This window comes from Sphingobium fontiphilum, from assembly GCF_014196635.1.
Lineage (GTDB): Bacteria > Pseudomonadota > Alphaproteobacteria > Sphingomonadales > Sphingomonadaceae > Sphingobium > Sphingobium fontiphilum.
Map to the genome: position 1 here is coordinate 433344 of NZ_JACIEB010000001.1, position 15278 is coordinate 448621.

17 protein-coding genes are annotated in these 15278 nt (G+C 65.9%); 12 read left to right on the forward strand and 5 right to left on the reverse strand.

What is annotated here, in order from left to right:
• The first annotated feature begins 42 nt into the window (after positions 1-42).
• Positions 43-2061, forward strand: coding sequence for an EAL domain-containing protein (locus GGR44_RS01975; RefSeq protein WP_183953747.1), 2019 nt, complete (start codon positions 43-45; stop codon positions 2059-2061).
• A gap of 50 nt (positions 2062-2111) precedes the next feature.
• A complete protein-coding gene (locus GGR44_RS01980; RefSeq protein WP_183953748.1) occupies positions 2112-2459 on the forward strand; it encodes a DUF952 domain-containing protein in 348 nt (115 codons plus the stop codon).
• On the opposite strand, the gene GGR44_RS01985 is transcribed toward GGR44_RS01980, so the two are convergent.
• Positions 2438-3577 carry a glycosyltransferase gene (locus GGR44_RS01985; protein WP_183954210.1) on the reverse strand — a complete coding sequence of 380 codons (1140 nt, stop codon included), beginning with the start codon at positions 3575-3577 and terminating at the stop codon, positions 2438-2440. The genes GGR44_RS01980 and GGR44_RS01985 overlap by 22 nt on opposite strands.
• A 65-nt stretch (positions 3578-3642) precedes the next feature.
• Between GGR44_RS01985 and GGR44_RS01990 the strand changes: the two genes are divergently transcribed.
• The 8 genes from GGR44_RS01990 to GGR44_RS02025 all read left to right on the forward strand — a co-directional run bounded on the left by GGR44_RS01990 (position 3643) and on the right by GGR44_RS02025 (position 10385).
• Positions 3643-4494, forward strand: a complete 852-nt coding sequence (locus tag GGR44_RS01990) for a lysophospholipid acyltransferase family protein (RefSeq protein ID WP_183953749.1) — start codon at positions 3643-3645, stop codon at positions 4492-4494.
• 37 nt (positions 4495-4531) lie between these two features.
• The gene (locus GGR44_RS01995) at positions 4532-5176 is read left to right on the forward strand and encodes a phosphoribosylanthranilate isomerase (RefSeq protein ID WP_183953750.1); all 645 of its coding nucleotides are present in this window, start codon (positions 4532-4534) and stop codon (positions 5174-5176) included.
• 96 nt (positions 5177-5272) lie between these two features.
• Positions 5273-6514, forward strand: coding sequence for a tryptophan synthase subunit beta (gene trpB / locus GGR44_RS02000; RefSeq protein ID WP_183953751.1), 1242 nt, complete (start codon positions 5273-5275; stop codon positions 6512-6514).
• Positions 6511-6882 (forward strand): hypothetical protein, encoded by a 372-nt coding sequence (locus GGR44_RS02005; protein ID WP_183953752.1) that lies wholly within the window; start codon positions 6511-6513, stop codon positions 6880-6882. Before trpB ends, GGR44_RS02005 begins: the two co-directional genes overlap by 4 nt.
• Positions 6879-7697, forward strand: coding sequence for a tryptophan synthase subunit alpha (gene trpA, locus GGR44_RS02010; protein WP_183953753.1), 819 nt, complete (start codon positions 6879-6881; stop codon positions 7695-7697). Before GGR44_RS02005 ends, trpA begins: the two co-directional genes overlap by 4 nt.
• Complete coding sequence (gene accD, locus GGR44_RS02015; protein ID WP_183953754.1) at positions 7694-8545, forward strand: acetyl-CoA carboxylase, carboxyltransferase subunit beta; 852 nt, start codon at positions 7694-7696, stop codon at positions 8543-8545. Before trpA ends, accD begins: the two co-directional genes overlap by 4 nt.
• A gap of 25 nt (positions 8546-8570) precedes the next feature.
• Positions 8571-9893: a bifunctional folylpolyglutamate synthase/dihydrofolate synthase gene (locus tag GGR44_RS02020; protein WP_183953755.1), complete on the forward strand. Its 1323-nt coding sequence runs from the start codon at positions 8571-8573 to the stop codon at positions 9891-9893.
• Between the two features lie 75 nt (positions 9894-9968).
• Positions 9969-10385, forward strand: coding sequence for a DUF6628 family protein (locus GGR44_RS02025; RefSeq protein ID WP_425511289.1), 417 nt, complete (start codon positions 9969-9971; stop codon positions 10383-10385).
• Between the two features lie 42 nt (positions 10386-10427).
• On the opposite strand, the gene GGR44_RS02030 is transcribed toward GGR44_RS02025, so the two are convergent.
• From GGR44_RS02030 to GGR44_RS02040, 3 genes are all read right to left on the reverse strand, one after another.
• Positions 10428-11177: a hypothetical protein gene (locus tag GGR44_RS02030; protein ID WP_183953756.1), complete on the reverse strand. Its 750-nt coding sequence runs from the start codon at positions 11175-11177 to the stop codon at positions 10428-10430.
• Entirely contained in the window at positions 11174-12499 is a 1326-nt protein-coding gene (locus GGR44_RS02035; protein WP_183953757.1) for an AmpG family muropeptide MFS transporter, read from the reverse strand. Before GGR44_RS02035 ends, GGR44_RS02030 begins: the two co-directional genes overlap by 4 nt.
• Positions 12500-12601: 102 nt before the next feature.
• Positions 12602-13060 (reverse strand): response regulator, encoded by a 459-nt coding sequence (locus GGR44_RS02040; RefSeq protein WP_183953758.1) that lies wholly within the window; start codon positions 13058-13060, stop codon positions 12602-12604.
• A gap of 173 nt (positions 13061-13233) precedes the next feature.
• Here GGR44_RS02040 and GGR44_RS02045 point away from each other — a divergent pair, with 173 nt between their 5' ends.
• Both GGR44_RS02045 and rsmD read left to right on the forward strand, forming a co-directional pair.
• Positions 13234-14157: a pseudouridine synthase gene (locus GGR44_RS02045; protein ID WP_183954212.1), complete on the forward strand. Its 924-nt coding sequence runs from the start codon at positions 13234-13236 to the stop codon at positions 14155-14157.
• A complete protein-coding gene (rsmD, locus tag GGR44_RS02050) occupies positions 14154-14693 on the forward strand; it encodes a 16S rRNA (guanine(966)-N(2))-methyltransferase RsmD (RefSeq protein ID WP_183953759.1) in 540 nt (179 codons plus the stop codon). Before GGR44_RS02045 ends, rsmD begins: the two co-directional genes overlap by 4 nt.
• 69 nt (positions 14694-14762) lie before the next feature.
• On the opposite strand, the gene GGR44_RS02055 is transcribed toward rsmD, so the two are convergent.
• Positions 14763-15206 carry a globin domain-containing protein gene (locus tag GGR44_RS02055; protein WP_183953760.1) on the reverse strand — a complete coding sequence of 148 codons (444 nt, stop codon included), beginning with the start codon at positions 15204-15206 and terminating at the stop codon, positions 14763-14765.
• Between the last annotated feature and the right edge of the window lie 72 nt (positions 15207-15278).

Consider the following 15278-nt stretch of genomic DNA (forward strand, 5'->3'; position numbering starts at 1 on the left):
TGATAGGACCGCACGGCTCGCGGCGACGGAGACAGGAACAAGGTGAAGCACAGGAGCGGCCCGGACGACAGCCATCAAAGTCTGTTCATTCTGTCCACGGGCGATCGTGACGGCATTGCCGACCTGGTGCGCGATCAGGGGTGGCAGGCCATCGCCGTGCGCAGGCGCGCCGGCGCGGTGCAGCGCTATCTGGCGGGCGACGCGCTGATCGCGCTGGTCGACATCCGCAACGTCAAGGATCCCCTGCCGCTCATCGGGCCGCTGGCGCCCGCGGTGGAGGCAAGCGGCGGCGGACTGATCGCGCTGATGGATGCGAATCGCCTCGATCAGGTTCCCGAACTGACGGCCATCGGGGTCACTCATGTCCTTTCCGACCCGGTTACGCCCGACGCCCTGCGCGCGGCGCTGGCCTGCGCGCAGGCGATGACCGACCGGCTGGGCGGCGGCGTCGCTCAGGCGCGACGGGCCCGGCGCATCCGGCGCGGCGATTCGCTGTTCTGGCATTTTGATCCCAGAACCCGGCGCGTCCGCCTCAGCGAAGCGCTGGCTCGCACATTGTCGCTGCCGACCGAGGCCATGAATCCCGCCGCCCTGCTGCGCCGGGTGCCGCGGGCAGACCGGGCGATGGTGGCCATGGCCCTGCGCGGCATGATCCGCACCGGCCGCCTCGCCAGTTTCGTCCATGGCGCGCCGGGCGGCGGCGCCGACCGGATGGTCCACCATCCGCGCATCAGCGACGGGGTCGTCGTCGGCGACGTCGAATGGCTGGCGGAAGGCCATCATCGCGACATGGGCGCGCGCGACTATCTCACCGGGTTGCGGACCCGTCAGGATGCGATGAACTGGATCGAGACGCATTTGGTCAAGGACATGACCCTGCTGTCCCTGTCGATCAGCCAGTTTGACCGCATGAACGCCGCCTATGGCCAGGTGGCGGGCGACGCCCTGCTCGGCCGGATCGCCCGGCGCGTCGAACGCATGGTCGACGAAGTGACCGGCCCCGGCCCCATCGTCGCGCGCGTCGCCGGCACGGAATATCTCGTGGCGTTGACCGGCGATCATGCGGCGCCCGAACGGGCCATTTTCCTGGCGCGCCGGATATTGTCGGCGATAAGCCGCCCCTTCAACGCAGGCGACCATCTGATCCGGCTGACGGCGCGATGCGGCATCGCCCAATCACGGCCAGGCGACGACGCGCTGCACCTGATGCGCCGCGCGGGCATGGCGCTGGCGGACGCCAAGCAGGCGGGCGGCGAGGGCATTCGCATCCTCACCGCCGATCATCGCAGCCGCCAGGTCGACACCGATCAGCTTGAGACCGACCTGCGCCTTGCGCTCAATCGCGGCGAAATCGGCATCGTGTTCCAGCCGCAATATCCCGTCGACCAGCAACGCATCGTCGGCGTGGAGGCTCTCGCCCGCTGGAATCATCCCAAATACGGCCCCTTGGGCGCGGGCATATTGTTCGCGACGGCCGAACGGTCGGACTATATGCTGCCGCTTTCCGCCCATATCCAGGAACAGGCCTTGCGGCAGGCGGCGAACTGGCCCGCCGCCCTGTCGTCGCTGCGCCTGTCCATCAATGTCACGGCGGCCGACATCGCCCAACCCGATTTCATGGCGAACCTGCTTGGCATGGTCGACCGCTGCGGCTTTCCGCGCGCGCGGCTGACGGTGGAGATTACCGAAAGCGGGTTGATCGAGGATATCGATGCAGCGACAACCCTGCTCGCCGCCATGCGGGCCGAAGGGCTGGCGGTGGCCATTGACGATTTCGGCACCGGCTATTCCAGCCTCGCCTATCTTAAGAGCCTGCCGCTCGACTATCTGAAGATCGACAGCGGCCTCGCGCAGGATATCGCCGGCTCCGCCCGCGACCGCATCATCGTGCGCGGCGTCATCCACATGGCGAAATCGCTGGGCTTGAAAGTGATCGCGGAAGGGGTCGAAACCGAGCAGCAACTCGACCTGCTGGCAAACGAAGGGTGCGACATGTATCAGGGTTTCCTGCGATCGCCGGGCGTCTCGTCGACAGAACTGGTCGCGCTGGTTTCGGGCTGATCCCCGGTCGCCATTGCCCTGCCCCGGCAAATGACGTTAACAACAGCGGCATGAATGAACTTTTCGCCTTCAAGATCCTCACCCGTCCGCAATATGACCAGTTCCGCGCCGATGGCTTATTTGGCGGCGCGCCCGTCGACATCGCCGATGGCTATATCCACATGTCCACCCGCGATCAGGCGGCCGAAACAGCGGCGAAGCATTTTGCCGGGCAGGATGATCTGGTGATGCTGATGATCGACCTTGCCGCCTATGGCGACGCCATCAAATGGGAAGAATCGCGCGGCGGCGCCCTGTTCCCGCATCTTTATGGCGATCTGACGATGGCTTCAGTCGCGGGCAAGGTGGTGTTGCGCATCGGCGACGATGGCCTGCATCAGTTTCCGGCCGGATTCTGACCTGTGTGCCCGACACGCGCCATGCGCACGACCCGTCCGCGCCGCACCCGATAATCCCACCCGCCCCAGCGGATGCGCGATGAACAGGCGGCGGCGATCTGCACCGCCAGATGGGTCCAGGTGACGGCGAATGGCGCGACCATGTCCCACCACAGCGACCGGCGCACCGCGACGGCCTGATCCGGCTCCACCACCGCCGCGATGATCGACCGGCGCACCAGCGCCCGGCCCCAAGCCGCGCCATAGCCGACCGCAACAGCCATCCAGCCGCCCCAGACCAGCGCCCACAGCCAGCCCAGCGCCTGCGTCGCGACAACCATAGTCGCCAATTGCCACATGCCCATGCTATTGGTGACGATATGGCGATATTGGCGCACGGCAAAACCGATCGCCGATGCGCCCTCGCCGTCCAGCGGGCTCGCCACCAGCAGATCGCGCACCGGCCGCAGCCGCAGCTTCGCGCGCCATCCCGCCAGCCCCATCGCCATGTCGTCCGACAGCCGCCCCGCCATCGCCGCGTCCAGATCCAGCCGGTCGGCCACATCCCGCGCCATCGCCATCGCGCCGCCCCAGGGCATGGTCGCGCTGGCGAAGCGCGGCAGGGTGGCAAGCTGCATCTCCACCGCGCCCACCAGCGCCAATACCGCCCCCGGCGCGGGCATCAGCAGCCGGTATCCGGTCGCAATCTCCGCCTTGCCGCGCACCAGCGGGAACAACAGCCGCCCCACAAGCCGGGCGGGCGGTTCGATGTCGGCGTCGATGAAAACCAGCCAGCGATCATCAGGCCGCAACGCCCGGATCGCGGCCCGCAGCTTGTGGACCTTCTGCCCTTCGTCATCGGCGACACCGGCGTGGACCACCTGAACCCAGTCCGGCTCGCGCGCCGCCAGTGCGTCAGCTTCAGGACAGTGGCCCGATGTCGCCAGCATCAGGCGAAATGACGCATCCTGCCCCTTCAACCGCGCGATCAGATCAGCGCCGCCATCCCAGTCGTCGCGCAGGGACAGGATGACGACCACGCCGTCGGGCGCTTCCTGCTTGCGATCGCTGGGCAGGTTGCGGCGATAGTTGATGACGCCAACCAGCGTCAGCGCCTGCATTGCGATCCATAGCCCCATCGCCAGCGTCAATCGTCCGTCCCCGCCCTTGTCCGCTTCACCGCCTGCTGTATGAGCAAAACATCATGCTCTCCAACCCCTTTCTCTTCTGGCTGTGCCGCCTGCTCCCCGCCCCCGTCGCTTCCTGGCTGGGCGGCTGGCTTTCGCTCCGGCTGGCCCGCCCGCGGATGAAGCTGCGCGACGGGCGCGCCCGCGCCAATCTGGCCCTGCTGCGACCGGACCTGTCGACCGATGAGCGGGAGGCGATCCTCACCCGCCGCTGGGTGAATGTCGGCCGCACGCTGGCGGAACTCGCCAATGTCGACCGGCTGGTCAACGACGCCCATGTCGAGGTGGAGGATCGCGCCGGTTATCAGGCGGTTCTGGACGATGACCGGCCGCTGCTTGCCCTGTCGCTGCATATCGGCAACTGGGACTTGCTCGCCGCCCATATCAAGGCGTCGACGGACCGGCCTGGGCTGGGCGTCTATGCGCCCCCGGCGGATGAAAAGACCGCCGCCCAGCTCAAGAAGGCCCGCCAAAGCTACATGGGCGAAGCGATCACCGGCGACGGCGCGGCGCGCGGCATATTGAAGCATCTGACCAGCGACCCGCGCGCCACCCTCTATATTTTGCTGGATGAGCGGCGCGATTATCAGGTCTGGTTCCCCCGTTTCGGCCGCGACCTGCCGCCATCGGGCAATCTCTCCGTCGCGCTGCGGCTGGCGCGCAAGGTGAACGCGCGCTTCCTGCCATTCTATCTGTCCCGCACTGGCGGCCCGCATTTCCGTCTGCACTGGCGCCCGCCGCTCGACCCGCATGAAATGACCGACGACGCCATCGTCGCCGCCGTCGACGCCTATCTGGGACAGGCCGCCATCGCCCATGCAGACGAGTGGCTGGCGCTGCACGACATGGACCTGAACGCGCCCTCCTGATGTGACTTCGCCGCCCTTCCCGGCTACAGCGCCAGCCATGCCCCGAATCGCCATCAAGATCTGCGGCCTTTCGACGCCCGACGCCGTCGGCGCGGCCGTGCGCGCGGGCGCCAGCCATGTCGGCTTCGTGTCCTTTCCCAAAAGCCCGCGCCATGTCGAGCCGGACCAGATGCGCGCTCTGGCCGCCGTCGTCCCCGCCCATGTCGAACGGGTGGGCGTGGTGGTCGATGCCGATGACGAACTGCTCGCCGGGCTGACGGCGACAGGCGCGCTCACCGCCCTGCAACTTCATGGCAAGGAAAGCCCGCAGCGCGCCGCCGCCATCCGCGACCGCTTCGGCCTGCCGGTTTGGAAGGCGATTGCGGTCAAGACCCGCGCCGACATCGACGCCGCCAACGCCTATGCGGGCGCGGTCGACCGGCTGTTGTTCGACGCCAAGACGCCCGATGGCGCGGCCCTGCCCGGCGGCATGGGCCTGCGTTTCGACTGGACGTTGCTGCGCGGCCTTGCCCTGCCCGCGCCATGGGGGCTGTCTGGCGGGCTTTCGGCCGACAATGTGGGCGAGGCGATCCGGATCACCGACGCGCCGCTGATCGATATTTCGTCAGGTGTCGAAAGTGCACCCGGCATCAAGAGTGTGGACAAGATCATGGCCTTCTGCAAAGCGGTTTCGTCATGTTGACCGAGTTCACCCAGCCCGTCGGGACACGATGGCGTTGATCGCTTCCCCCATTGCCGAAGCGAACGCCTTGCCACATCCCGAAAGATTGAAACGACCATGACCGATAGCATCACCCTGCCCAACAGCCTGCGATCCCAGCCCGACGCCAATGGCCATTTCGGCGCCTTTGGCGGCCGCTATGTCGCCGAAACGCTGATGCCGCTGATCCTCGAACTGGAGCGCGTCTATCGCGCGGCAAAGGCCGACCCGGCGTTCGAGGCCGAATATGCCGAATTGCTGCGCAGCTATGTCGGCCGCCCGAACCCGCTTTATTATGCCGACCGGCTGACCCAGGCGATCCGGGCCAAGGCCCCGGCGGGCAAGGGCGCGAAGATTTACCTCAAGCGCGAGGAACTCAACCACACCGGCGCGCACAAGATCAACAATTGCATCGGCCAGGCGCTGCTCGCCCGCCGCATGGGCAAGAAGAAGGTGATCGCCGAAACCGGCGCTGGCCAGCATGGCGTCGCCACCGCGACCGTCGCCGCCCTGTTCGGCATGGAATGCAAGATTTTCATGGGCGCCAAGGACGTCGAACGGCAAAAGCCCAACGTCTTCCGCATGAAGCTGCTCGGCGCCGAAGTCGTGCCCGTCCATTCCGGCTCGGCGACGCTCAAGGACTCCATGAACGACGCCCTGCGCCACTGGGTGTCGAATGTGCACGACACATTCTACATCATCGGCACCGCCGCCGGGCCGCATCCCTATCCCGAACTGGTGCGCGATTTCCAGTCGATCATCGGCAAGGAAACCCGCGCCCAGATGCTGGAGGCCGAAGGCCGCCTGCCCGACATGCTGATCGCCCCGGTCGGCGGCGGCTCCAACGCCATCGGCATGTTCCACCCCTTCCTCGACGATCCCGAGGTCGCGATGGTCGGCGTCGAGGCGGCGGGCGAAGGGCTGGAGGGCAAGCACGCTGCAAGCCTGGCGGGCGGCAAATCCGGCATCCTCCATGGCAATCGCACCTATCTGCTTCAGGACGAGGACGGCCAGATTACCGAGGCGCACAGCATTTCGGCGGGCCTCGATTATCCCGGCATCGGCCCTGAACATAGCTGGCTGCACGAAATCGGCCGGGTCAAATATCTGCCCGTGACCGATGACGAGGCGCTGGAGAGCTTCCAGACGCTTTCGCGCCTCGAAGGGATCATCCCCGCGCTGGAATCGGCCCATGCGGTCGCGGCGGCGGAAAAAATCGCGCCGACGCTGGACGCCGACAAGCTGCTGGTCGTCAACCTGTCGGGCCGGGGGGACAAGGACATATTCACCGTCGCCGACGCGTTGGGAGCGGAGATGTGAGGCGGATCGGCTGGGCGATACTAGTACTAGCAGTCGTCCTCGCCGCATCGGCCTTCTATTTACATCATATAGGCCAAGATGATTCGGCACAGCTTGCGAATTTGGGCATAGCTATTTTATTTTTGTTGGGCTGCGTGGCACTGACCATTTCAGCTGGATTTCGTTTAATCAAAGGCGAAGTAAAATTACGTCCACGGGATGCCTTCAAATCTGCGCTGATCGTTTTTACAATCATGATTGCTTTGAGAGCTCTATTCTGGGGCATATACCCCGATGGCGAGCGCGATTATGCTAGTGCGCTACTGCAAAGTGCCGCCTTCTCCATCGCCTACGGACTCTACACTACAGCTTATCGCAGGACGACATGACTGACCGCCTCTCCACACGCTTTTCCGCCTGCAAGGCGCAGGGGCGCGCCGCGCTCATCACCTTTGTGACGGCGGGCGATCCCGATGTCGCCTCAACCGGCGCGATTCTCGACGCACTGGTCGCGGGCGGGGCCGACATCATCGAACTGGGGATGCCGTTTACGGATCCGATGGCCGATGGCCCGGCGATTGAACTCGCCAATTTGCGGTCGCTGGGGTCGGGCACCAAGACGAAGGACATCTTGGCCATCGCCGCCGATTTCCGCACGCGGCACCCGGAAACGCCGCTGGTGCTGATGGGCTATGCCAACACCATGCTGGCGCGCGGGTCCGACTGGTTTGCCGATCAATGCAGGACGGCGGGCGTCGATGGCGTGATCTGCGTCGACATTCCGCCGGAGGAAGACGCAGAAATTGGCCCCGCCCTGCGCGCGGCCGGCGTTCACCTCGTCCGGCTCGCCACGCCGACCACCGATGCCGCCCGCCTGCCCGCCGTGCTGAACGGGGCCAGCGGCTTCCTCTACCATGTCTCGGTCGCCGGGATCACCGGCAAGCAGCAGGCGGCGCAGGTCGCCGTCGAACAGGCCGTTGCGAAGCTGAAGGCCGCGACCGACCTGCCCGTCGCCGTCGGCTTCGGCGTCCGCACGCCGGATCAGGCCGCCGCCATCGGTCGCGTCGCTGATGGCGTCGTCGTCGGCTCCGCCATTGTCGACATCATAGGGTCGCACGGCGCCCATGCCGCCCCCTTTGTCGAGGAATTTGTCGGCTCCTTAAGCGCCGCCCTTCTCACCCCCCATCGGGAGACCGCCGCATGAGCTGGCTCAACCGCGTCCGCAACGCCATTCCCTTCATCGCCAAGAAGGAAGGCCCAGCCGAAACGCTGTGGCACAAATGCCCCAATTGCGCGGAAATGGTGTTCATCAGGGAATGGCAGGATAACCTGTCCGTCTGCCCGCGCTGCGACCATCATGGCCGCATTGGCCCGGCGGAGCGCTTCGAACAGATATTGGACGCCGGTTTCATCCTGTTGCCGACGCCGCATGTGACGGAAGACCCGCTCAAGTTTCGCGATTCCAAACGCTATCCCGACCGGATGAAGGCCGCGCGGCAGGCGACCGGGGATCAGGATGCGCTCATCAACGCGCGTGGCGCGATCGACGATGTGCCGCTGGTCATGGGCGTGCAGAACTTCGCCTTCATGGGCGGCTCCATGGGCATGGGCGTGGGCGCGGCTTTCATCCAGGGCGTCAATGACGCCATCGCCCATAAATGCCCCTATGTCATCTTCACCGCCGCCGGTGGCGCGCGGATGCAGGAAGGCATATTGTCGCTGATGCAGATGCCGCGTTCGACTGTGGCCATTCAAAAACTGCACGCCGCGGGCCTGCCCTATATCGTGGTGCTGACCGATCCCACGACCGGCGGCGTCACCGCCAGCTACGCCATGCTCGGCGACATCCAGATTGCGGAACCCGGCGCGCTGATCGGCTTTGCGGGCCAGCGCGTCATCGAAAGCACGATCCGCGAAAAACTGCCCGAAGGCTTCCAGCGCGCCGAATATCTGCTCGATCACGGAATGCTCGACATGGTCGTCCACCGCGCCGACCTGCGCGACACGCTGGCGCGGGTGATCGGTTATCTGACCCCCGGCCTCGCGGCCTGACGCCCAGCGACAGGGGAAGCCGCCCTTGCCCGACCATGCGGTGTCCGATGATCCGGCGGTGCAGGAACAACTGGACCGTTTATGGTCTCTCTCCCCCGGCGCCGACATATTGGGGCTGGAGCGCGTAACCCGCTTGCTGGAGCGGCTGGGCGATCCGCATCGCGCCCTGCCGCCCGTCTTCCATGTCGCGGGCACCAATGGCAAGGGATCGACCTGCGCTTTCCTGCGCGCCGCGCTGGAGGCCGACGGCCGCAGCGTCCATGCCTTCACCTCGCCCCATCTGGTGCGGTTCAACGAACGTATCCGTATCGGCGGAACGCTGATTGCTGACGATGCGCTGGCCGTCCTGCTCTCGCGCGTGCTCGACCGGGCGGAGGATATCGGCGCCAGCTTCTTCGAGGTCACTACCGCCGCCGCGTTCCTGGCGTTTGCCGAACAGCCCGCCGACGCCTGCATCATCGAAGTCGGCCTGGGCGGGCGGCTGGACGCGACCAACGTCGTTCCCGCGCCCGCCGTCTGCGGCATCGCGCAACTGGGCATCGACCATCAGGCGTTTCTGGGCGACCGGATCGAACAGATTGCGGCGGAAAAGGCGGGCATAGCCAAGCCAGGGGCGCCGCTCGTCACCCTGCGCTATGCCGATGCGCTGATGGCGGTGATCGGGAGTGCAGCCGCAAGCGCCGGGGCGCTGTGGCGCCCCATGGGCAGCGATTGGGACGCGGTCGTCTATCGCGAAAGACTGCATTATCGGGATGAGGCAGGCCGCATGGATATGCCGCTGCCGCGCCTGCCGGGCGCGCATCAGGCGATGAACGCGGCGCTCGCGCTCGCCATGTTGAGGCGCCAGCAGGCGCTGACCATCGCTGAACCGGCGCTGAAGGCCGCGCCGATCTGGGCGCACTGGCCCGCCCGCCTGCAACGGCTGGACCGTGGACCGCTGGTCGACCTGCTGCCGCAACAGGCGACCGTTTGGCTGGACGGCGGACATAACGCCAATGCCGGGGAAGCCATCGCCGCCTTCTTCACGCCCGACCGGCTGGAAGGCGGGCGGATGCCGCTCATCATCGGGATGCTGGCGAACAAGGATATTGAAAGCTTCCTTGCCCCCTTCGCCGGCAAGATCAGCCACATCCATGCGCTGCCGGTGCCCGGTCACGATCATCACCCGCCGGAACGGTTTGCGGCGGTGGCCGCGCGCTGGGGCATTGGCTGCACCGCGCATCAGGACGCCCGCGCCGCCATCCAGGCCATTGCTGATCAGGACCGGAATCCGCCTCAAATCCTTATCGCAGGCTCCCTCTATCTGGCGGGCGAGGTGTTGCGGGCGAACGATCAAATGCCCGATTAAGCCCATTTTCTACTTGCGAATGATTATCAATAGCGCAATTATACTGTTCCAACGGCAACAGCAAAGGCGCGCTCAATGGCTTCCGCACCCCTCCCCCGCACCGACATGCCCCGTCACGATCCCCTGCCCTGCGCCATGCCCGACGGCTATGGCGCGCGCCTCTTCCTGTTCGCCGTCCGCCGCATGGCGAGCGCGGGCGTCGACGACGCTCACGCCGCCAATGCGCTGCTCGGCGCTTTTGGGCGGAGCTACCGCCGCCCACTGGTCTTGATGCGGGCCATGATGCTGGAACTGTCGCGCGCGTCCAACCGCAGGATTAAGGTCGCACCCTGTTGCTGCGGCCGGATGACGGCCGACGAAGCGATGCTGATCGCCGCCGCCAGCGAAGCGCTGGACGATGGCCCCGCCGCCTATCGCCGCGCCGCCGCGCTGCTCGGCACCGATCGCGCACTGGGCGCCCTCACCTGCATCCAGGCGGTGGCGCAAAGCTAAGCCGACCTCGGCCACCCGCTGCGTCTGTTCGGGGCGGGGTGATCAGGTCCGGCGCATGTCGGCAAGAGCATTTGCCGCCCATTGATACATGTCGGCCTGCGCCGCGCGCTGAGTCCGGTCCAGCCGACGGGCGCGCTGCTCGACCTCTTCCAATATCTGGCGCGCGCGCATCTGGTCGCCCCGGTCGAGCAGGAAAGCCGCATAGTGGCACCGCGCCTCCTCGCCCGCGATCCGGGTCACCACATCCTCGAACAAGCCCCGCGCTTCCGCATCCTTACCGATATCCGCCAATATCCTTGCACGCAGTAACATCCGGCGGTCACGTTCGCCGCCTGCCGGAACGTCTGGCACGTTTGCCAGCACGTCCAGCGCTTCGCCACTGCGATGATTCTCGAACAGGGCAGCGGCAAGTTTCACCTGCGTGCGCCAATCCTGTCCCGGCCCCAGCGCCAGCCCCTGTTGATAGGCGGCGACCGCGTCGGCGTGACGGCCCAATGCCGCCAACGCATCGCCAAGCGCGATATGATTGGCCGACGTATTGGCCAGTTCCAACGCCTTGCGCGCGGCGCGCAACTCGCGTTCCGGGTCGATACTGCTCACTGCCTGCGTCCGGATGGTTCGGACGTGGCGATTGCCCCAATATTCCGGCAAAATCTCCAGCACGAGATAGGCAAAGCAACCCATCAATGAAAAGAGAAAGATGAACAGCATCCAGATCTGGTTGCGCCCGGTGCGGATGACATGCACGGCGCACAGAATTTGGACTGCGACCGAGGCAAGGAGGAAGATCAAGGCGCCTCAGACTCCTCCACCGTGCCCGCACTGCCGACGCTTGCGTCGATCAGGCCGGCGCGCATCATCAGCCAGAACAGCAATATGCCCGGCAGCGCGAACGCCGTGGTCAGCAGGTAGAAATCGACATAGCCGAATACTTCGATCAGCGCGCCCGCCGTCGTGCCGGTCAGGAAGCGGCCGACAATGGCGGCGGCCGCCGACAGCAGCGCAAACTGGGTGGCGGTGAAGGACAGATTGCACAGCGCCGATAGATAAGCGACGACAGTCACGCCGCCGATGCCGCTGGCGAAATTTTCAAAGCCGATGGTGAAGGCCAGCATCGGCATGGAATGGCCCATGGCGGCCAGTCCGGCAAAACTGAGGTTGGAAACCGCCATCAGCACCAGGCTGACCAGCACCGACCGCTTCATGCCCAGCCGGGCGTAGAGTATGCCGCCGACGAATATTCCGGCGAGCAACGCAAAGAAGCCGACCCACACGTCGCCGGTCAAAATTTCCTGCTTGGTAAAGCCCAGGCCGACGAGAAGGTCGCGGATCATCAGGTTCGCCATCGTGTCGCCAATCTTGTGGACCAGCACGAACAGCAATACGATCAACGCGCCGCGCCGCCGGAAGAAATCGGCGAGCGGCCCGGTGAAGGCCGCAAGCGCTTCGCCGGCTGATCGCAAGGGCTTCGGCTCTGCGTGCCGGGCAGGTTCCCCCGCGAAGATCGATGCCACAGGGCCGGCAAAGGCGAGCGGAATGCATGCGATATAGCCCAGCGACCAGTTCGAAACACTCGCCACGGCGAGCGCGATGCTCGCCGCGAAGAACGCGCCCAGACGCCAGCCATATTGCGACATGCCCGATCCGACGCCCAACTGGTCAGGCCGCAGCAATTCGATGCGATAGGCGTCGATGACGATGTCGAACGTCGCCCCCGCAAAGCCGAGCAGCAGAGCGCCGACGATGACCGCCTGCAATCCCGCGCGAGGATCGGCCACGCCCAGCACGAACACCGCCACCGCCGCGAAACAGGCGCACAACCATAGCCAGGACCGGCGATGCCCGATCATGTCGGCGAGTATCGGCAGCCGCATCCGGTCAATCAGCGGCGCCCACAGCCATTTGAAACTGTAGACCAGCAGGGCGAGCGCAAAGGCGGAAACCGACTTTTTCTCAATCCCGGCCTCTGCCAGACGATTGGTCAATGTCGCAGCCAGCAGGGCAAAGGGAAAACCCGATGACATGCCCAGGAACAATGCCGTCAACGGCGCCTTTTCCAGATAGGGGCGCACGCCGCCCCAAAAACCGCCCGTGCCCCGCGCCGCATCGTCCATGAAGGATCATTTCCCCAAATCAAGCGAACCGGCGGCCACCATAAGGCCGATCGTGGCGCAGGCAAGCGGCGCTTGTCCCGATGCGGCGCAAAGCCGCGCCGGTCATCCCGACGTCGGGAAAATCTGCATTCCGGGCGGAATGGCGGCAGGTGCGCCATTGGCCAGCAATGCCTCGACAGTCTCGATCGCCGCGATCAGGTCGCGCTGGGAAAAGGGCTTGGCGAGGCAACCGACCGCCCATTGCCGGGCGTCGAGAGGGCAGGCGGCGGTCGCAAACAGCACTGGCACGCCAAGGTCGCTGGCGACGCGCGCGACTTCGATGCCGCCTCGTGCGCCCTGCAAGCCGACATCGGCGATGATGAGGTCGACGCCTCCGCCGTTCAGCACGGCGATGGCCCCATCGCGGGAATCGACAGTGCCTGCCACCCGGTAGCCCGCCTGCGCCAGATGATGCTCATGGTCGAACGCCACCAGCGGTTCGTCCTCGACGATCAATATGGAACGGATCGCGCCCTTGCGCGCCGCCGTTTCAATCCGCCATCGCCCCTTGCCGAAAAACATTGCCGTTCCGCCCCGTTTGCGCCATGCACCCATCCCTAAACGCCGGGACTGGCGGCGGGTTTCGCCACGCCCGCCCCGGCGCCACTCGCTTTGGCGGGATGGATGCATCATTCGCCCTATTTGCGTCTGCGCCCGATATGGGAAGGGCCGGTCGCATCGAAAAGGAACGCCCGGTGGAACCACCGAAAAAATCTCGCCCGGCCCGTCCCCGTCCACCGGCCAAAGGCGGCGGAAGACCGCAACAGGGCGGCAAGGAAAGCGGGGCGTCGTCCCGCCCACCCCGCCCTCCACGCGGCGGCGCGGCCAAGGCTCCTGCGAAGTCCGTTAACCCCCATCCCGCCCGCGCCGCCGCGACGGCCGATGGCAAGGGGGAACCGCAACGCATCGCCAAATTGCTGGCGCGCGCGGGCGTCGCTTCCCGCCGCGAAATCGAACGGATGATAGAGGAAGGCCGCATCGCCCTCGATGGCGTTGCAGTGGAAACACCCGCCACCCTGCTGACTTCGCTGCATGGCGTGACGGTGGATGGCGTTGCCGTCGCCGCCCCCGCGCCCGCGCGCCTGTTCCTGTTTCACAAGCCGACCGGATGCCTGACCACCGAGCGCGATCCGCAGGGCCGCCCGACCATCTATGACCGGCTGCCCGCCGGGCTGCCGCGCCTGATGCCCATCGGGCGGCTCGACATGACGACCGAGGGGCTGTTGCTGCTCACCACCGACGGCGAGTTCAAGCGCGAGATGGAACTGCCCGCCACCGGCGTGCCCCGCACCTATCGCGCCCGCGCCTTTGGCGACATCAGCCAGGCGCAACTGGAGGATCTGTTCGACGGGATCGAGATCGAAGGCGTTCGCTATGGCCCGATAGAGGCCAATCTGGAACGGCGCACCGGCCGCAACCAGTGGATCGAAATGACCCTTGCCGAAGGCAAGAACCGCGAAGTTCGCCGCGTGCTGGAGCATCTGGGGCTGAAGGTCAGCCGCCTCATCCGCACCGCCTATGGCCCGTTCAAGCTCGCCGACATGCCCGTTTGCCATGTCGAGGAAGTGCGGCAACATGACCTGATCGTCTTTCGCAAGGGCCTGAAGGGTAAGGCATGAGGATCATTTCGGGCCAATGGCGCGGCCGTCCGCTGGTCGCGCCCAAGGGGGACGCCACCCGCCCCACCGCCGACCGCACGCGCGAGACGCTGTTTTCCATGCTGACCAGCCGGTTGGGATCGTTCGAGGGACTGGCCGTCGCGGATTTCTTCGCCGGGTCGGGGGCCATGGGGTTCGAGGCGCTGTCGCGCGGCGCGGCCTCCTGCCTGTTCGTTGAGCAGGACCGCGCCGCCGTCGACGCCATTCGCGCCAATGGCGACAAACTGGGCGTCCGCCCCGACATTCGCCAGACCAGCGTGATGGCGCTCGGGCCCACCGCAACGCCGCTGGACCTCATCCTGATGGACCCGCCCTATAATAGCGGAGCGGGACAGGTCGCTCTGGACAAGCTGGCGCGGCTTGGCTGGGCCGGCCCCGCCACATGGATCAGCATTGAAACCGACCGGCGCGAGGATGTGACGGTCAAAGGGTTCGAGGTCGACGCCGTGCGCGACATCGGCAAGGCGCGGCTGACCTTGCTGCGCTCCCAGGGCTGAACCGCGCGCCGGTTTGTCTGCCGGGGTGCGGCGCTGCCTGCTGAACGCGCAAGCGCCCCCCCCCCCCGATCACTTGTCGGCATAGGCCTCCGCTTCCTTGGCGATCAATATGTCCGCCAGCATCCAATATGCCTCGCCCCATGCCGCCAGCACGGCGTCGGTGGCGACCGCATCGCCCAGCACTTCACGCATCGCGGGGAGCAGCGCGTTGGCGACCTTGGGATAGTCGCTGGCCTTGACACCGGTTTCGACATGGCGTTGCACCATCCGCGCGACGGCGCCCGACAGGGCGTCGAGCTTGTCGATATTTTCGGCATAGCCCAGAATGGCGGCGGCCAGGCGGCGCGGCTGTTCGCCGCTTTCCTGTGCCGCCTGGTCGAACATCGCCTTGACCGATTCATCCTGAAAAAGGCGCTTGTACATGGCGGTGGTGATGGCGACGCCATGCTGGCGAATGGCGGGCGCGGTCGATTTGACGATGGCGATGGTTTGGGCGGACAGGGGCTTGGACATCCGGAGATCCTCTTTTTGCTCTATAAGAGGTATATTTAATACATGTTATAAAGATTGAGGGGAAATAGGTAT

Coding starts and splice junctions, on each gene's coding strand:
- GGR44_RS01980 (WP_183953748.1), top strand. CDS start 2,112: ATGAATGAACTTTTCGCCTTCAAGATCCTCACCCGTCCGCAATATGAC.
- GGR44_RS01985 (WP_183954210.1), bottom strand. CDS start 3,577: ATGGGGCTATGGATCGCAATGCAGGCGCTGACGCTGGTTGGCGTCATC.
- GGR44_RS01990 (WP_183953749.1), top strand. CDS start 3,643: ATGCTCTCCAACCCCTTTCTCTTCTGGCTGTGCCGCCTGCTCCCCGCC.
- GGR44_RS01995 (WP_183953750.1), top strand. CDS start 4,532: ATGCCCCGAATCGCCATCAAGATCTGCGGCCTTTCGACGCCCGACGCC.
- trpB (WP_183953751.1), top strand. CDS start 5,273: ATGACCGATAGCATCACCCTGCCCAACAGCCTGCGATCCCAGCCCGAC.
- trpA (WP_183953753.1), top strand. CDS start 6,879: ATGACTGACCGCCTCTCCACACGCTTTTCCGCCTGCAAGGCGCAGGGG.
- accD (WP_183953754.1), top strand. CDS start 7,694: ATGAGCTGGCTCAACCGCGTCCGCAACGCCATTCCCTTCATCGCCAAG.
- GGR44_RS02025 (WP_425511289.1), top strand. CDS start 9,969: ATGGCTTCCGCACCCCTCCCCCGCACCGACATGCCCCGTCACGATCCC.
- GGR44_RS02035 (WP_183953757.1), bottom strand. CDS start 12,499: ATGGACGATGCGGCGCGGGGCACGGGCGGTTTTTGGGGCGGCGTGCGC.
- GGR44_RS02040 (WP_183953758.1), bottom strand. CDS start 13,060: ATGTTTTTCGGCAAGGGGCGATGGCGGATTGAAACGGCGGCGCGCAAG.
- rsmD (WP_183953759.1), top strand. CDS start 14,154: ATGAGGATCATTTCGGGCCAATGGCGCGGCCGTCCGCTGGTCGCGCCC.
- GGR44_RS02055 (WP_183953760.1), bottom strand. CDS start 15,206: ATGTCCAAGCCCCTGTCCGCCCAAACCATCGCCATCGTCAAATCGACC.